11 protein-coding genes are annotated in these 17,063 nt (G+C 49.4%); 8 read left to right on the top strand and 3 right to left on the bottom strand.

Annotated elements, in window-relative coordinates; genetic code table 11:
- Nucleotides 1-35 precede the first annotated feature (35 nt).
- The 7 genes from ACM9J1_RS02960 (at nucleotide 36) to ACM9J1_RS02930 (ending at nucleotide 9,093) form a co-directional block, all read left to right on the top strand.
- Nucleotides 36-857 carry a M48 family metallopeptidase gene (locus ACM9J1_RS02960; RefSeq protein WP_415580430.1) on the top strand — a complete coding sequence of 274 codons (822 nt, stop codon included), beginning with the start codon at nucleotides 36-38 and terminating at the stop codon, nucleotides 855-857.
- Between the two features lie 74 nt (nucleotides 858-931).
- Nucleotides 932-2,233: an MFS transporter gene (locus ACM9J1_RS02955; protein ID WP_415580429.1), complete on the top strand. Its 1,302-nt coding sequence runs from the start codon at nucleotides 932-934 to the stop codon at nucleotides 2,231-2,233.
- Nucleotides 2,234-2,311: 78 nt separating this feature from the next.
- Nucleotides 2,312-3,223, top strand: coding sequence for a DUF6252 domain-containing protein (locus ACM9J1_RS02950; RefSeq protein WP_415580428.1), 912 nt, complete (start codon nucleotides 2,312-2,314; stop codon nucleotides 3,221-3,223).
- 191 nt (nucleotides 3,224-3,414) lie between these two features.
- Complete coding sequence (lon, locus tag ACM9J1_RS02945) at nucleotides 3,415-5,868, top strand: endopeptidase La (protein WP_415580427.1); 2,454 nt, start codon at nucleotides 3,415-3,417, stop codon at nucleotides 5,866-5,868.
- A gap of 186 nt (nucleotides 5,869-6,054) precedes the next feature.
- Nucleotides 6,055-7,086: a type IX secretion system protein PorQ gene (gene porQ / locus ACM9J1_RS02940; RefSeq protein WP_415580426.1), complete on the top strand. Its 1,032-nt coding sequence runs from the start codon at nucleotides 6,055-6,057 to the stop codon at nucleotides 7,084-7,086.
- Nucleotides 7,073-7,762: a (d)CMP kinase gene (gene cmk / locus ACM9J1_RS02935; RefSeq protein ID WP_415580425.1), complete on the top strand. Its 690-nt coding sequence runs from the start codon at nucleotides 7,073-7,075 to the stop codon at nucleotides 7,760-7,762. The genes porQ and cmk overlap by 14 nt, the downstream gene beginning before the upstream one ends.
- A gap of 59 nt (nucleotides 7,763-7,821) precedes the next feature.
- Nucleotides 7,822-9,093, top strand: coding sequence for a nucleoside permease (locus ACM9J1_RS02930; protein WP_415580424.1), 1,272 nt, complete (start codon nucleotides 7,822-7,824; stop codon nucleotides 9,091-9,093).
- Between the two features lie 149 nt (nucleotides 9,094-9,242).
- On the opposite strand, the gene ACM9J1_RS02925 is transcribed toward ACM9J1_RS02930, so the two are convergent.
- The 3 genes from ACM9J1_RS02925 to ACM9J1_RS02915 are packed head-to-tail and all read right to left on the bottom strand — an operon-like array spanning nucleotide 9,243 to nucleotide 14,759.
- The gene (locus tag ACM9J1_RS02925) at nucleotides 9,243-9,707 is read right to left on the bottom strand and encodes a DinB family protein (RefSeq protein WP_415580423.1); all 465 of its coding nucleotides are present in this window, start codon (nucleotides 9,705-9,707) and stop codon (nucleotides 9,243-9,245) included.
- Between the two features lie 8 nt (nucleotides 9,708-9,715).
- Entirely contained in the window at nucleotides 9,716-11,506 is a 1,791-nt protein-coding gene (locus ACM9J1_RS02920; protein WP_415580422.1) for a T9SS type A sorting domain-containing protein, read from the bottom strand.
- Between the two features lie 28 nt (nucleotides 11,507-11,534).
- A complete protein-coding gene (locus ACM9J1_RS02915) occupies nucleotides 11,535-14,759 on the bottom strand; it encodes a T9SS type B sorting domain-containing protein (RefSeq protein WP_415580421.1) in 3,225 nt (1,074 codons plus the stop codon).
- Between the two features lie 534 nt (nucleotides 14,760-15,293).
- On the opposite strand from ACM9J1_RS02915, the gene rpsA reads away from it, so the two are divergent.
- Nucleotides 15,294-17,063: a 30S ribosomal protein S1 gene (gene rpsA / locus ACM9J1_RS02910; RefSeq protein WP_415580420.1), complete on the top strand. Its 1,770-nt coding sequence runs from the start codon at nucleotides 15,294-15,296 to the stop codon at nucleotides 17,061-17,063.

Raw genomic sequence — 17,063 nt, 5'->3', positions numbered from 1 at the left:
GTATTTTTATCCTTGTTAAAATTAAACTCCCAATCATGAAAAAATACCTTGTCAAATCAGGTCTGGTGCTGCTCGGTGCGGGCTTGGTGTTTTCCTGTGCGACCAATCCGTTCACGGGGAAAAAGAACTTGAACTTTGTGTCGAACGACCAGATCTTCCCGGCAGCGTTCCAGCAATACAACCAATTCCTGAAAGAGAACAAAGTCATTTCGGGAACAGCCGACGCCAACCGCGTGACCAACGTGGGCCAGAAAATCAAGAGCGCCGCGGAACGTTACCTGAATTCCATCGGGCAATCCAAATACCTTGAGGGCTACGCCTGGGAGTATAAACTTGTCGAGAGCAAGGAAGTGAACGCTTGGTGCATGCCCGGCGGTAAAATTGTCGTCTATTCAGGCATTCTTCCCATCACGAAAGACGAAGCCGGATTGGCCACCGTCATGGGACACGAGGTAGCACACGCGCTGGCCAACCACGGCGCACAACGCATGAGCGCGGCCCAATTGCAACAAGTTGTTGGTGTGGGCGTAGCGGTAGCTGCCGGCGGGCAAAGTGAATCGACCCAGCAAATCATCGGGCAAGCCTACGGATTGGGCTCAACGGTAGGTGTCATGTTGCCATTTAGCCGTAGTCATGAAAGCGAAGCCGACGAAATCGGACTGACCTTAATGGCGATTGCGGGCTACAATCCTGAGCAGGCAATTGCGTTCTGGGAAAGAATGTCGGCCAAGGCCGGCGGGAATGCGCCGCCGGAAATCTTGAGTACGCACCCGTCGGACGCCACGCGCATCGCCAATATCAGGAAGTTGATTCCGAAAGCCAAAGCCAATGCGAAGAAATTCGGTGTGAATTTTTAACCTGCGTCGGTCTGAAAAAATCCATATCTTCGAAGCTGTCTGAAAAGGCAGCTTTTTTATTTAAAAATGATCGCATGAAAAATTTACCCAAAGGCAGTAGCAAGTTGCTCAACGCATGGGCGTTTTACGATTGGGCAAACTCGGTATATCCGCTGGTGATTTCCTCGGCCGTATTCCCGATTTTCTACAAGTCGCTGTTTGCGAAAGGGCAGGAGTACGTACATGTTTTCGGGACCGAAGTCAAGGATACGGCGCTCATCAGTTTCGTGACGGCGGCCGCATTCCTGGTGGTGGCGATCATGTCGCCATTGCTTTCCGGCATCGCGGATTACGTCGGGAACAAAAAGAACTTCATGCGCTTTTTCAACTACGTCGGGGCATTGTCATGCATGGGTTTGTTTTGGTTTGATACCGACAACATCTATCTCGGGCTGGTATTTTATTTCTTCGGATTGATTGGCTTCTGGGGCAGTCTGGTGTTCTACAATTCTTATTTGCCGGACATCGCGTTCCCGGAACAGCAAGACCGCATCAGCGCGCGTGGTTATTCCATGGGTTATATCGGGAGCGTCTTGTTGCTGATCGTCAATTTGGTCATGATCATGGGCGCCGAAGCCGATGCGGATAAAGTCGCGGCGATGCGTTATTCCTTTGTCATGGTAGGCGCATGGTGGATTTTGTTTAGCCAGTACACCTATTATTATTTGCCGAGAGGGAATAAGAATGCCGACAAAGTCACACGCGCGGTCATTTTCAACGGTTTTCGCGAACTCAAGAAAGTCTGGGGCATGCTCGGTGAAAACATCCCGTTAAAGCGCTATCTGTCAGGGTTTTTTGTGTACAGCATGGCCGTGCAGACCGTCATGCTCGTGGCCACCTATTTCGGGGAAGGGGAAATTGAATGGGCCAGCAAAAGCGAAAGCACGACCGGCTTGATCATCTGCATACTTTTGATTCAGCTCGTGGCCGTGCTCGGCGCGTTCCTGACTTCGCGCGCTTCGGATAGGTTTGGAAACATTCCCACGCTGATTGTCATCAACTTGATTTGGCTTACCCTGTGCATTACCATTTGGTTTGTTACCCAGCCGACGGCTTTTTACATCATGGCTTCACTCGTGGGCTTGGTCATGGGCGGCATCCAGGCGTTGTCTCGCTCGACTTATTCCAAACTGCTGCCCGAAACCGAGGACACGGCATCGTTCTTCAGTTTTTATGACGTATCGGAGAAGATTGGCATCGTGATCGGGATGTGTGTCTATGGCATCATCGACCAGATTACCGGTAGCCCGCGTTTGTCCATCGTATTTTTGGCGCTGTTCTTTTTTGTCGGAATCCTGCTGTTGCGCCGCGTCCCGAAAGCCAACGCACACGTGTAAAGAACTTTGAATTTTAACCGATATCGTTCTCCAACCGAACGTATTTTGTCTATATTTGGGAAATTTTATTTGCTACCAATGAAAAACATAAAGTTCCTGCCGTTATTCATGCTCCTGTTTGCGGCGTTCAATTTCACTTCTTGTACACAAGACCTCGAACCGGTAGATCCGGCCATCGTCATTCCTGACCCGACCGATCCGACCGATCCAACCGAAGGCGAGTTCAAAGCCACCATAGACGGTTCGCAATACACCGCTTCCACGACCTTGGTTTACATCACAGGCGGTGCCATCCAGATTACTGCGGTGCGGCCTTCAGGTGATAATTTCGGATTCATACTTGACGGGACTGCCACTGGAACTTATGGCTCAGTGGACAATATATTGACGTACAACCCGGCTGGCTCCGAATTTGGCTGGTGGGCAGTTAATCCTGAAGACGGCGAACAGAATGTAGGTTCTGTTATTGTAACCGAGATCGATACCGTAAACCAAACCATTTCCGGAACTTTTAGTTTTACGGGATATTGGAGTGATTTCGAAGATACTTCTCCGCCAGCACCGAAGCAAATTACCAATGGTGTGTTTACGGACTTGCCTTATACTACCGACAGCCCTACGAACGATACGTTCTTCGCGAAAGTGAACGGCGTGAATTTCAACCAGAATAATCTGTTGACCGCTGTAATTTCGGTTAATGAAGTGGAGGTGATTTCCATCGGTGTCGAGAATGCCAACGGTGAAGCGATGACGGTTTCCGTCAGTACCGAATTGGGCGTAGGCAGCTATCCTATTACCGGCAGTTTGAATACCGACGGCGTCCAGATCATCTATACGAATGCTGCAGGTCAAGAGGGCACTGCTACTTCTGGTAGCGTAAGCATCTCTGAAGTAACGGACGACCGCATCAAAGGCACATTCTCGGGTAACGTCACCATAGGTTCAACCACTTACAGCATTACGGCGGGCAGTTTTGACGTCGCTTATTGACGAATCTTGAACCGATAAAAAGCAAAAATCCGCGGCAAGCGGATTTTTTTATGGCACGGAATTAGGCCATCAGGATTTTGTACCGAATTAATGCACCGTACATCGATTTTGCATTTTTTTCTTGATTCGATGTGCTACCTTTGTTAACTATTTGCAACAATCTAATGTCAAGCTGACACCCTAATCGCTTTATGCCAAACCACAATATTTTCACCTTTGACAATTTGTCACTTCACGAATACGATTCGGATGCCGAATTGATTCCGCTCATGACGCCCGAGGACGAGGCCGAAATGTACAACGAGGAATTACCGCCGTCGTTGGCCATTTTGCCGCTCCGTAATACCGTGCTCTTTCCGGGTGTCGTGATTCCGATTTCGGCGGGCCGCGACAAATCCATCAAACTCATCAATGATGCCAACGCCGCCGGAAAAACCATCGGTGTCGTTGCCCAAAAGAACGAGGAAGACGAAGACCCGACCAAGAACGACATCCATACCGTGGGCACGGTCGCCAAAATCCTTCGCGTGCTGAAAATGCCCGACGGCAACATCACCGTCATCCTACAAGGCAAGAAAAGATTCCAGATCGATGCCGTCACGGCCGAAAAGCCCTATTTGATGGCGATGGTCAAGGAAGTCGAAGAAAAGCGGCCAAGCCAGCACGATTCTGAATTTCTGGCCATCATCGATTCCATCAAGGAACTCGCCATCCAGATCATCAAGGAAAGCCCAAACATCCCGACCGAAGCCACGTTTGCCATCCGCAACATCGAAAGCCAATCATTCCTGATCAATTTCGTGTCCTCGAACATGAACCTGACCGTGAAAGAGAAGCAGGATTTGCTGGCGATGAACGCCTTAAAAGAGCGTGCATTAGAAACGCTTCGTTATATGAACGTGGAGTTGCAGAAGCTCGAGCTCAAGAACGACATACAGTCCAAAGTCCGTTTCGATCTTGATCAGCAACAACGCGAGTATTTCCTGCACCAGCAGATGAAAACCATCCAAGAAGAATTGGGCGGCGTTTCGCACGATCAGGAAATCGAGGAAATGAAACTCAAGGCCAAGGGCAAGAAATGGGACGATAAAACGCGGAAACAGTTCGACAAGGAATTGGCCAAAATGCAGCGCATGAATCCGCAGGCGCCAGATTTCGGCATCCAGCGAAACTATCTGGAATTGTTGCTGGAATTGCCTTGGGGCGATTATTCCAAAGACAATTTCGACCTGAAACGCGCGCAGAAAATCCTGGATCGCGACCATTTCGGGCTGGACGACGTCAAGAAACGCATTGTTGAGCATTTGGCCGTACTCAAACTCCGCAACGACATGAAATCGCCGATTATTTGCCTGACTGGGCCGCCGGGCGTGGGCAAAACTTCCATCGGGAAGTCCATCGCCGAAGCGTTAGGACGGCAGTATGTCAGGATTTCATTGGGCGGTTTGCGCGACGAAGCCGAAATCCGCGGACACCGTAAAACCTACATCGGAGCCATGCCAGGCCGGATCATCCAAAGCCTGAAAAAGGCCGGGACATCCAATCCGGTTTTTGTGCTCGATGAAATCGATAAACTTTCCGTGAGCAACCAAGGCGATCCGTCGTCGGCGCTTTTGGAAGTCCTCGATCCAGAACAGAACAATGACTTCTATGACAACTTTGTCGAAATGGGTTACGATTTGTCTAAAGTCATGTTCATCGCGACGTCCAACAACATGGCGACGATCCAGCCGGCATTGCGCGATAGGATGGAAGTCATCAAGATGTCTGGCTATACCATAGAAGAAAAAGTCGAAATTGCCCGCCAACACTTGTTCCCAAAACAACTCAAAGAGCACGGCCTGCAACCGAAAGACTTGACGGCATCCAAAAAAATACTGGAAAAAATCATCGAAGGTTATACCCGCGAATCGGGCGTGCGCGGCCTTGAAGCCAAGATTGCCCAAGTCATCCGCGGTGCGGCCAAATCCATTGCCATGGACGAACCGTACAACGTAAAACTGACCGAAGAAGACGTTGTCAACGCATTGGGCACGCCAAAAATGGAGCGCGATAAATATGAGAATAACGATGTGGCCGGCGTGGTTACTGGATTGGCTTGGACTACAGTAGGTGGCGATATTCTTTTTATAGAGTCTCTGATTTCCAAGGGAAAAGGCACGATGACCTTGACTGGAAATTTAGGTACAGTCATGAAGGAATCGGCGACGATTGCCCTGGAATACATCAAGGCCAACGCCGAACTTTTGGGCATCGATCCGGAAATCCTGCCGAAATACAACATCCACATCCATATTCCGGAAGGCGCTACGCCAAAAGACGGACCGAGTGCGGGCATCGCGATGCTTACGTCTTTGGTGTCGCTTCTGACGCAGCGCAAAGTGAAGAAACACCTTGCCATGACCGGCGAGATTACCCTGCGCGGAAAAGTACTTCCGGTAGGCGGCATCAAAGAGAAAATCCTGGCGGCAAAACGCGCCAACATCAAAGAAATCGTATTGTCGAAAGAAAACCAGCGCGACATTGACGAAATCAACGACGAATACCTCGCCGGGCTGAAGTTCCACTACGTGACCGAAATGAGTGAAGTCATTAAGGTGGCGCTTACCGCCGACAAAGTCAAGAACGCTAAAGTACTGAACTAGCTTCTGCAGCGGCGGGTTTAACCACGAATTCACGAATTTTATGTAGTCGCGAATTCGTGGTTTTTTTGTTTTGGGTGAGGCCGTTCCGCAGATGGCGCTGGCGGCTAAAAACAAATGCGGTTTAGTTCGGGTGGCAAAAAAATAATATCTTCGCGTCTGCGTTATCTTTAGCGTAACGAGATTGCTATGCCAAGAAAAATCCTCTGCCTGTTAGCGTTATTCACTACAGTTGCGATCCATGCGCAGGTAGGCGGAAAAGCAGTCTATGAATTCCTGAATTTGATGACTTCACCGCGTCAAGCCGCACTCGGCGGAAAAGTCATTACGGTATATGATGCCGACGTCAACACTGGTCTTTTCAACCCCGCGACGATCAACGATGAAATGGACAACCACCTGTCCATCAATTACGGCAGCCTTTTCGGGGAAGTCACTTACGGCACGGCGGCCTACGCTTATACATACGACCGGCATGTGCAAACTTTCCATGGCGGGGTGAATTATGTCAATTACGGCAGTTTTGAAGGTTACGACGAAAACGGGGTGCGCACTGCAGACTTTACCGGAAGTGAAATTGCGCTGTCCTTCGGCTACGCATACAATATCCCGGCAACCGACATCTACATCGGGGCGAATCTCAAGGCGATTTCCTCGACACTGGAAAGTTACCAGTCTTTCGGTGTTGCGGCCGATTTCGGCGGCATTTACGTCAACGAAGATTCTGGGCTAAACGTCGCCTTGACGGTACGAAACGTCGGCGCGCAAATCACGACTTACGCGGAAACCCGTGAAAATTTGCCGTTGGAAATCATTGCCGGGGTTTCGCAACAACTCGAAAATGTACCGATCCGCTGGCATTTGACCCTGGAGAACCTCCAACAATGGCAAGTCGCATTTTCCAATCCGGCGCGTGCCGTGGGCAACATTGATGGCGGCCAGACCGAAGAGAAAGTATCGGTATTCAACAATGCGCTCCGGCACGTGATCATCGGTGCTGAGGTTTTCCCGAAGAAAGGCTTCAACATCAGGATCGGATACAACTTCCGCCGCGCCGAGGAATTGCGTTTGTTGGAACAGCGCGCATTTTCCGGGATTTCGGTCGGCATCGGCCTGAAAGTCAACAAACTCAAATTCAATTATTCTTATTCCCGATATACATTGGCCGCCAACACCAGCCTGTTCGGGTTAACCATCAATTTCGGCGATGAAGAGTACTGACAAAATCACCATTGCCATAGACGGCTATTCTTCCACGGGCAAAAGCACGCTGGCCAAGCAAATCGCGAAACACCTCGGCTACGTTTATGTAGACACGGGTGCCATGTATCGTGCCGTCACGCTTTTCGCGATGGAAAACGGCTATATCGGCGAGGGTTTTTTCGATAAGGAAACGCTTGTGGCTGGTTTACCGTTCATCAAGTTGCAATTCATCTTCAACCCGGATTTGGGTTTTGGCGAAATGTTCCTGAACGGTAAAAATGTCGAAACCGAGATCCGTTCCATAGCGGTGTCCAGTTTCGTAAGCCAGATCGCCGAAGTATCTGAAGTGCGCGCCAAGCTCGTAGAGCAACAACAAGCCATGGGCACGGAAAAAGGCATCGTCATGGACGGCCGCGACATCGGTACCGTGGTATTCCCGAACGCGGAACTCAAAATCTTCATGACCGCCAGCCCGCATACCCGCGCCGAACGCCGTTTCGAAGAACTCAAGGCGAAAGGCCAGCCTGCCACATTCGAACAAGTCTTCCAGAATGTCGTGGCGCGCGACCATATTGACACGCACCGGGACGATTCGCCGCTCCGCAAGGCCGATGACGCCATAGAAATAGACAATTCCCACCTGACCCGCGAGGAACAATTCGCGAAGGTCTTGGCCCTAATCGAGCGCTTGTGAAAATTATTTTTTTGTAAGCGTTTTTTTTTAGATTTACGCCAGCTATAAAACCAAAAGACATGAGCATAAAATTACGGTTGACCTTAATGAGTTTCCTCCAATTCTTTGTTTGGGGCGCGTGGCTCATCACGATTGCGACATACTTCTTCAATAGTCCGTTGGCGGCCGGGGAAAATGCCGGTGCCAAGTTCGGGGCGATTTTTTCGACACTTGCGTTGTCGTCGTTGTTCATGCCTGCCATTACCGGGATTATCGCCGACAAATGGATGAACGCCGAAAAACTCTATGGTTTGCTGCATATCTGTTACGGCTTGGTATTGTTCTACGTGCCCAAAGTGACCGATCCCGACACGTTGTATTATGTGATTTTCGTGGCCATGATTTTTTACATGCCCACGATTTCACTCTCGAATTCCATCGCTTACACCATCCTGAAGAACAACAATTACGACGTGGTGAAAGTGTTCCCGCCGATACGGGTTTGGGGCACGATCGGCTTCATCGTCGCGATGTGGATTACGAACCTGTCTGGAAGCAAGGCCAACGCGAACCAGTTCATCATCGCGGCCGTCATGGCCATCTTACTCGGGATTTTCGCTTTTACCTTGCCGAAATGCCCGCCGCCGAAAAGCATCGCAAAAGACGCCGGCGTGATTGACCAGTTGGGGTTGCGCGGTTTTACCTTATTCGGAAACTACAAAATGGCGCTGTTCTTTATGTTTTCGATGTTGTTGGGCGGCGCGTTGCAACTCACCAACATGTATGGCGACACTTTTCTGGATGACTTCAAGAACAATCCGTTGTACGGTCCGGAATCTTTCGTCGTGAAATATTCGACGATCATCATGTCGATTTCGCAGATATCGGAAACCGTCTTTATTTTGACCATACCGTTTTTCCTGAAACGTTTCGGCATCAAGAAAGTGATGTTGTTCTCGATGCTGGCCTGGGTGCTGCGCTTTGGGCTTTTCGCTTACGGCAATCCGGCCGACGGCTTGTGGATGATTGTCCTGTCGTGCATCGTGTACGGTATGGCGTTCGATTTCTTCAACATCTCCGGTTCACTTTTCGTGGAAACAACGACCGATTCCAGCATCCGTTCGAGCGCGCAAGGTTTGTTCATGATGATGACCAACGGCGTGGGTGCGTATCTGGGTAGTCAAATCAGCGGCTACGCGATTGACGAGTTCTTTACACTCGGCAATGGCACGAAAGACTGGCACCAGATATGGCTGTCGTTTGCAGGCTACGCGCTGGCCATTGCCGTTTTGTTCATGTTGCTGTTCAAACACGAACATAAACCTTCCGAAATGGAAAACATTTCACATTAAAATAAGGCTGTCTTCGGACGGCTTTTTTTTTGGGCGTTGCCTTTGGCCCGCGCTGTACGCTACAATCTTTTTCTAAACCTCACAGGTTTTCAAAACCTGTGAGGTTTCCACAAAAGGATTTCCGCTGCCATCGCTAACGCAGCATTGCCTTATCGCATAACATCCGTATCAACCGGAACATAGCCCAAATGTCGTGAAATCGATAGGATTTGCCCTTTGTGATGGTATTCGTGCGTAATCACGTGCGTAAAGAGTTTCAATGGTTTCGCATTGCTTTTGACACCGCCGATTTCATATGGAATGTCGCGGTCGTCGATTCGGGAAATATACGTATCCATAAATGCATCAACGTCGTCAAATAGCCGGATTACTTCGTCGATGTTATGGAGGTCTTCGTATCCCGGATAACCGATGTTCATTTGCAACCCTGTATTTGCAATCCAGAATTGATAGGTGTTCGCGATATGCACAAGCAAATTCCGCATACTGCCGCCGCGCCCGAAAGTAGTATTCTGGTCCACAAAATGTTTAGGTGCAATCGTCCGGCAATAGTCGAACAGGACGCGTCGGGAATCTTTAACCCATTCATATTGTTGCTGCGCGATCGATTCCATGGCCCAGGCTACAACTTGACGAGTTTGGTGACCGATTCGTTGCCGCCGGTCTGTATCCGCACCAAATAAATGCCTTTGCTCAATGACGACACGTCGAGTTGGTTTTGGTTATCGAATCTCGCGATTATTTTGCCGGTCATGTCATAAACGGTAACCAAATCGGGAATTTTGTTGCCGTCACCAAAAATGATATAGTCGGAGGCAGGATTTGGCGTTACCATCATCTGTTGTTGCTGCGGCTGATCTGTCGAAAGCGCACAGCCGGCCTCATCATTTGCATAACCATTGCCGTCGTAAAATCCGTAAAGCCATACATCATTGTTCATGTAGGCGGCCGCTGCATCATCGACATAGACGCAATGAAGCTCAGGATTGCCGATGATATAGAGTGTGTGCATGGCTTCATTGTTGCCGTTGCGTAGGTCTACGGCATTTAACTGTACATTGTCCGTCAGTATGGTATACAGCAAGTCAGGATTATTTGATAGATCGATATTGGTGAGGCTTGTGTTTGAAGCCTCGAACGAAACCAAATCTGGATTTTGACCCAAATCAACGTTTGTCATTGTTGAAATTTCCCGAAGCGCTAAGGTCTGCAAAGCCGGATTGTTGGCTAAATCGATTTCCGTAAGCGGCACGTCTGCGATCATCACATAGTAAATTAATGGATTTTGTGACAAATCGACACTCGAGATTGACGAATGATACAATCGAAATGTTTCAAGCGATTGGTTCTGTGAGGTGTCGATTGCATCAATCTGCGAATACCCGATCGCCAGTTCTTTCAATTTAATGTTATGCGAGATATCCAATGTCGAAAATCCGCCATGTACATTCAAAAGCTCGAGTTTCAAATTATGGCTGACATCCAGGTTGGTGATTGCGTCCGAACCGATGAAATGAAGCGCTTTTAACTCTGTGTTTTGTGTTACGTCCAACGCCTCAACTAAATTGCCAGGGGCGTTCATGGGGCCAACAGAAAGTATTTCCAGCGCAGGATTACCGGATACGACCAAGGTATCGAGCGTATCGCTGACCAAATGCAGCGTTTTTAATGCCGGCAAAGGTGTGCTGTCAAAACTTTCAATTGCATTCGACATGATAACCATGTTCTTTACCATCGGAAGGTTGTTGAGGAAGGAATCATTTGCGATGGGTGCCGAGAGCCATACCGTTGTCAAGGCATTGTTGTCAGGGAAATAGATAGGCGTGTCTGTGATGGCAAAATTTGAAGATGTGACATCAAGTTTCTTCAAGGCCGCATTGGCGGCAACATCTATCTGCGTGATGTTTGCGCTAAGCTTAAATTCTTCCAATGCCGATAATGCCGAAATATCGTAACTGTAAGGAAAATCGCTTAAACAATACAGTGTGAGTTTATTAAGGTTGGTGTTTTGCGACAAATCCAAGTCATTGAGGGAAGCGCTCCAAACCTCCAAGGTCGTCAATGCAGTGTTTTGAGAAAGATCCAGCGCGTCAAAATTAGAAGAATAGGAATATATCGTTAACGTCTGGAGGGCCACATTATTTGTTAAATCCAAGCTTTCAAGCGTAGGGTTAGTGATGTGTAGTTCAATTAAAGACGTAAAATCCTCGAGTCCTTCGAGTGAACCTTCGAAGCCCAAGTCAATGGTTGTTACGCCTGCTATGTTCGCCGAAGGAACATAATGATCGATTGCCCCGGAATCATATCCCAAATCAATCAAAGCCTGTTCGAACTCAGGATTGGGAATGTAGGTGTTTTGCGAAAAGCAAACCGACACGATCAACGACGTGACAAGCAGGTAGATTTTTTTCATGGAGAATTTTTTGTAAAGTAGTTAAAAATTATCGTTTCATCGCAAAATGCCCGCGATACAGTTTGCCGTTCTCGCGTTTTACCAAAAACCAATAGTCCGTAGAAGGCAAAGGTTCACCGTTATAGGTGCCGTCCCAGCCGGGGCTGTCGGGCAAGAATCCGGTGATGAGTTTGCCGTATCGGTCAAATATGTAGGTCATCAAGTGGGGTTCGTTCTCAGAGAATTTGATGCGCCAGAAGTCATTGTAGCCATCGGCGTTCGGGGTAAAGAACTTAGGGTAATTCAGCAGGAACACCGTGTCGTTGATAGTACCGCATCCGTTGTCGTCCTTGACATGTACTGTGTATTCACCTGCCGGTAAACCAACAAATACGTTCGACGTCTGGAAATGAACGCCGTCTAAGGAATATAAATAATTCCCGACGCTGTCTCCGGTCAAGACAACCGTAATCGAGTTGTCGTCGGCCGTCCAGTCGTCAACTACAATATCCTGAATCGTAGCGGCGTTCGAGGCTGTAACCTCAAACGGGAATACGCCCGTGCAATCGCCTTGGGTAATCGTCAAAGTGTATTGCCCGCTTTGTGACAGGGTAATCGCTTGCACGTTTTGTTGCCCGGTGGACCATACATAACTGTCATAACCCGGCGGCGCCGTAATAGTCACGTTGCCGCCTTCGCACAATCCCCAAAGGCTTGGCATTGGAGGTACCGGATACGGATGCACGATGAGTTGGAACGAAGTCACGTCAAAACAATCCGTCGAGCTGAGCAGGTATTTCATCCTCGCATAAATCGTCGTGTTTCCGGAAACGTATGCATCGGGCAACGGGTTGATGCCGAGCGTGGCATCGTTGGCCGATAGGTGATACGTCACTTGGAAATCGGCCGGGTTTTGTCCATTGAGGATTTGGTCATTTTGTGAATTCAAAATGAAAGTTTCCGTGCCGTTATTGGTGCTATCGTCGCAGGTTTCCATGTCGTCAGGTGGCGTGGCCGTAGCCAAAGACGGTAACTGTGCCACATTGGCATCGCCGGTGGCAATGTGGTTGCACGCGTGCTGCACTTGAAAGGTGTAGATGGCTTGTTCCAATCCGGTAAAGACGTTGTTGTTGCCGTTGTCCACGAAAAAGGGCAGGCCATTCTTCTTGATGATTTTGTAGGTCAGTGGCGGGACACCATTGGTGAGCACGCGGATGGAAGCCGAAGTGCCGTCGCAGGTGATTTTTTCGAAACCGATGATCGCGAAAATGCCCGTGTATTCAAACGTCTGGATGATTTCGATGCAATCCCGGAAAGACCCGACGTTGCCGTTTTCCAATCCCTGGAAATATTTGATGATCCGGAATTGCCCGGTGTAGGTCAGGTTCAATGTCGTCGTATTGGGCATGATCGGGATGCCGGTGAGTGCAGACGGCACCGCGCCTTCCACATAAGCCGCGCCTGTTCCCGGATGTTGCCAATTTCCGGTGGCCGGATTCAATTGTTGCAGATAAAACGTCGCGCTCGCATTGGATACATGATTCAGTGTAAAATCAAAAGAGCCGCAGTTGGGCGATATCGAAAAATTGTTGGTGGACACGGCATAACCCGCGATGGTTGCATTGACCTGGTGTTGCAATCCGCAATTATCGGTCACCGTGAACGAATAATTACCGGGCATCAAATCGGCCATGGAAAATGTGCCGATGGACGAAATGTTGGACGTCACGTCGTACGGCATCGGTTGCGGAAAACCAGACGGAGCTGCCGTCATGATGGCTTGCGTCAAGACCGTACTGCTGCCACGGATGCGAACGCCGCCGGTACCGGGCGTGCAATCCGGGCGGGTGAGTTGCGTTACGGAAGTAGCCGTATCGGGCACGAAGAAATCATAGTCGTATTCGTTGCCGCAATCATCGATGAGGTGTACGGTGTAATTGCCGGTAATCAATGGATCGAGGATGAGTTCGCCATCGGCGTTGATAAGCGATGAAACATCATGCGGAATCGGGTTTCCGTATGCTGCCGGCGCTGCCGTGATGATACCCGATACAATTTTAAAACCCGGAATCTTGATGGTCACCGCGCTTGTGTTGGATTGGCAGCCGGGATACGGTTCGATTTCGGCCGTGGGTTGAGGCGGCACATATTCCAACTCGATTTGCGCATTCGCGGTGTGGCCGCACGCATCGGTAATCTGGACTTCGTAATTGCCCCACGGCACCGGATGGTCGAAATCACCGTAAGCAATGGGAACTTCAGTAAATGGTCCGGGATGGTTCGGATTGAAAGTGGTCGGGTCAAAACCGGCGGGCGCGGCAATCCAGTTCACGCTGATGGGCAAGACGTAAAAACCCGGGTTAAGTGTCAGGAACTTTTGCCCGCATTTTGCGAATTCGGCCAGCAATGCCACGGTAAGCGTTGCATCCACAACATTGTTGGTGAGTGTAAAAACGTTGCCGCAGTGGTCTGTCACGGCGAGGTCGTACATGTATGGCTGGCCATAATACAGCGGAACGATGGTTTGCACGTCTTCGCTGGCGGCGCCGCCCGATGCCAAGGTTTTGGTCATGATGATTGGGCCGCTGCCGTCTGGCGGATATAGCGTGTATTGCAGCGAAATCGGGTAGGTGAGCGCATCGTTGGCCGATGGCGTGAGCGTGTTGGAAATCACTACGCTGTTACAACTGGGCAGCTCGGGTTCGGGGAATTGTACCGGCCCGATGTTTATTTCGACGGCGTCTGAAACAACCGTATGCGTGGTCACCCAGCCGACGCCGCAATTGTCGATGACGCGCACTTCGTACTGGCCGGCGGGAATGTTGGTGAAAACCGGCGCGGTTTGCGGACTTCGGATAACCGGTCCCGAAATGATTTCATAGAACGCACCGATACCGGAGGTCATGGTGACGGAAATGCTGCCGTCCGGTCCGCAGAGTGCATCGGTACTGTTGACGTTGTACGTGAGCGGGACGATGGTATTGTTGATTGTGACTTGCTGTTGCTGGCTGTTGGATTCGCCATTGAGGGTTTGCACGGCGACAACCAAATACGTTCCGGCGACGCGCCCGCCGAGGAAACTGGCGGTTTGTACGGCGATGGGATTGATCGTGTCCGGCAATTGGAAAATGCGGTATTCCACGGTTGCGGCAGCATCTGTCCCGGATACCGAAAACGAGAGCGTGCCGTTGCCCAGACAGCTTTCGTCGGTTTTGGTGACCGTGAGCGTGAATTCTGGCGGCGCTGCGTAAAATACCGTAGCGAAGAACAGCATTATCATTTGTAGTAATAAGCCATTCGTCCGCTGGACACGGGAACGTTTGTGTAGTTTTCTTTTCACCGGAAAGTCGCAATTTTTTTTCGGCGAAACTAAGTTAGGGAAAAATTAAGTAGGATTTAAGTTTTTGAGCGTTAAATGGTTTAAGGTTCAAAGTTTAAAGTTCAAGGTTGGGCCGCGTTAGGGATGGAAGCGGCATCCTTTTGCGAGGCCACGAGCAAAAGATACAGCGGACAGCCCGGCGCGAGGCCACGATGCGCAACGCCCAAATTTTATCGTCCGCGGTTCACCATTCACAACTCACCATTCACCATTCACCATTCACAACTCACCATTCACCATTCACAATTGACAATTCACCATTAATCATTATTCTCAAATCGCTTGCAGATTCAAATAATTTCCGTACTTTTGCGCACCTTTTGGCAGATAGGGTTTCACCACTAGGTATCAATCATTTATAAAAACAACTTCTGTTTTTTGTCTGTAACCAGAAACCCGGAGAAAACAGGATACAAATTTTTTATCAGCATGGCTGAATTATTGAAAACACAAGAAGAGTTTTTGAACAACTTTAACTGGCACAATTTCCAGGAAGGAATTGACGCCGTTGACGAGAAAAACCTCAAGGAATTTGAAGAACTCGTTTCAAAAACCTTCATCGACACCGATCAGGAAGAAGTAGTGGAAGGCGTTGTAGTACGCATCACCGACCGCGACGTGATTGTGGACATCAATGCAAAATCTGAAGGTGTTATCTCACTGAATGAATTCCGTTACAACCCAGCCCTGAAAGTGGGCGACAAGGTTGAGGTTTTGATCGACGTTCGCGAAGACAAGACCGGCCAATTGGTGTTGTCTCACCGTAAGGCGCGTACCATCAAGTCTTGGGACCGCGTGATTGCTGCACACGATACAGGCGAAATCGTGAATGGTTTCGTGAAATGCCGTACGAAAGGCGGTATGATCGTAGACGTGTTCGGTATCGAGGCGTTCTTGCCAGGTTCACAGATCGACGTGAAGCCGATCCGCGATTACGACGTATACGTGAACAAGATGATGGAGTTCAAGGTTGTGAAAATCAACCACGAATTCAAGAACGTAGTGGTATCGCACAAAGCGCTTATCGAAGCGGACATCGAAGTACAGAAAAAAGAAATCATCGGCCAATTGCAAAAAGGCCAAGTATTGGAAGGTGTTGTCAAGAACATCACTTCTTACGGTGTATTCATCGACTTGGGCGGCGTAGACGGTTTGATCCACATCACCGACTTGTCTTGGTCACGCATCAACCACCCGAGCGAAGTGCTCGAACTGGATCAGAAACTCAACGTGGTTATCCTGGATTTCGACGACGAGAAAACACGTATCCAATTGGGCTTGAAGCAGCTTAACGCACACCCTTGGGACGCACTCGATGCGAACCTGGCCGTGGGCGACAAAGTGAAAGGCAAAGTAGTGGTTATTGCTGACTATGGTGCGTTCATCGAAGTGGCTGAAGGCGTTGAAGGTTTGATCCACGTTTCTGAAATGTCATGGTCTACGCACTTGCGTTCTGCCCAGGACTTCGTGAAAGTGGGCGACGTGGTAGAGGCTCAAATCCTGACGCTCGACCGCGAAGACCGCAAGATGTCACTCGGCATCAAGCAATTGTCACAAGACCCATGGACAGACATCACGGCGAAATACCCAGTAGGTTCTAAGCACACCGGTATCGTGCGTAACTTCACCAACTTCGGCGTGTTCGTTGAATTGGAAGAAGGCATCGATGGTTTGATCTACATCTCTGACTTGTCTTGGACCAAGAAAATCAAACACCCGAGCGAGTTCGTAAACGTAGGCGACAAGTTGGACGTTGTGGTTCTGGAATTGGATGTTGACGGACGCAAGTTGTCACTCGGCCACAAGCAGACACAACCAAATCCTTGGGACAAATATGAAGACGGATTCGGCGTGGGTACCGTTCACAACGGCACTGTAGCTGAAATCGTGGACAAGGGCGCTACCGTAGAATTCAACGAAGACATCGTTGCTTTCATCCCGGCACGTCACCTGGAGAAAGAAGACGGTAAAAAACTGAAAAAAGGTGAAGTAGCTGACTTTAAGGTAATCGAGTTCAACAAGGAGTTCAAAAGGGTAGTGGCTTCGCATACTGCGACTTTCCGTGAGGAAGAAGAGAAGAATGTACGCCAAGCCCAGGAGAATGCGTCAACGAACAATGCACCTGCTGCAACGCTCGGCGACAACAACGATATCCTTGCCGGCTTGAAAGCCAAAATGGAGAAGAACGAGAAGAAGTAA

Origin of the sequence: Flavobacterium longum (genome assembly GCF_965137575.1) — a bacterium.
Taxonomy (GTDB): Bacteria; Bacteroidota; Bacteroidia; order Flavobacteriales; family Flavobacteriaceae; genus Flavobacterium; species Flavobacterium longum.
The sequence above is the reverse complement of the archived record's forward strand: the minus strand, read 5'-3'. Positions and strand labels throughout refer to the sequence as shown.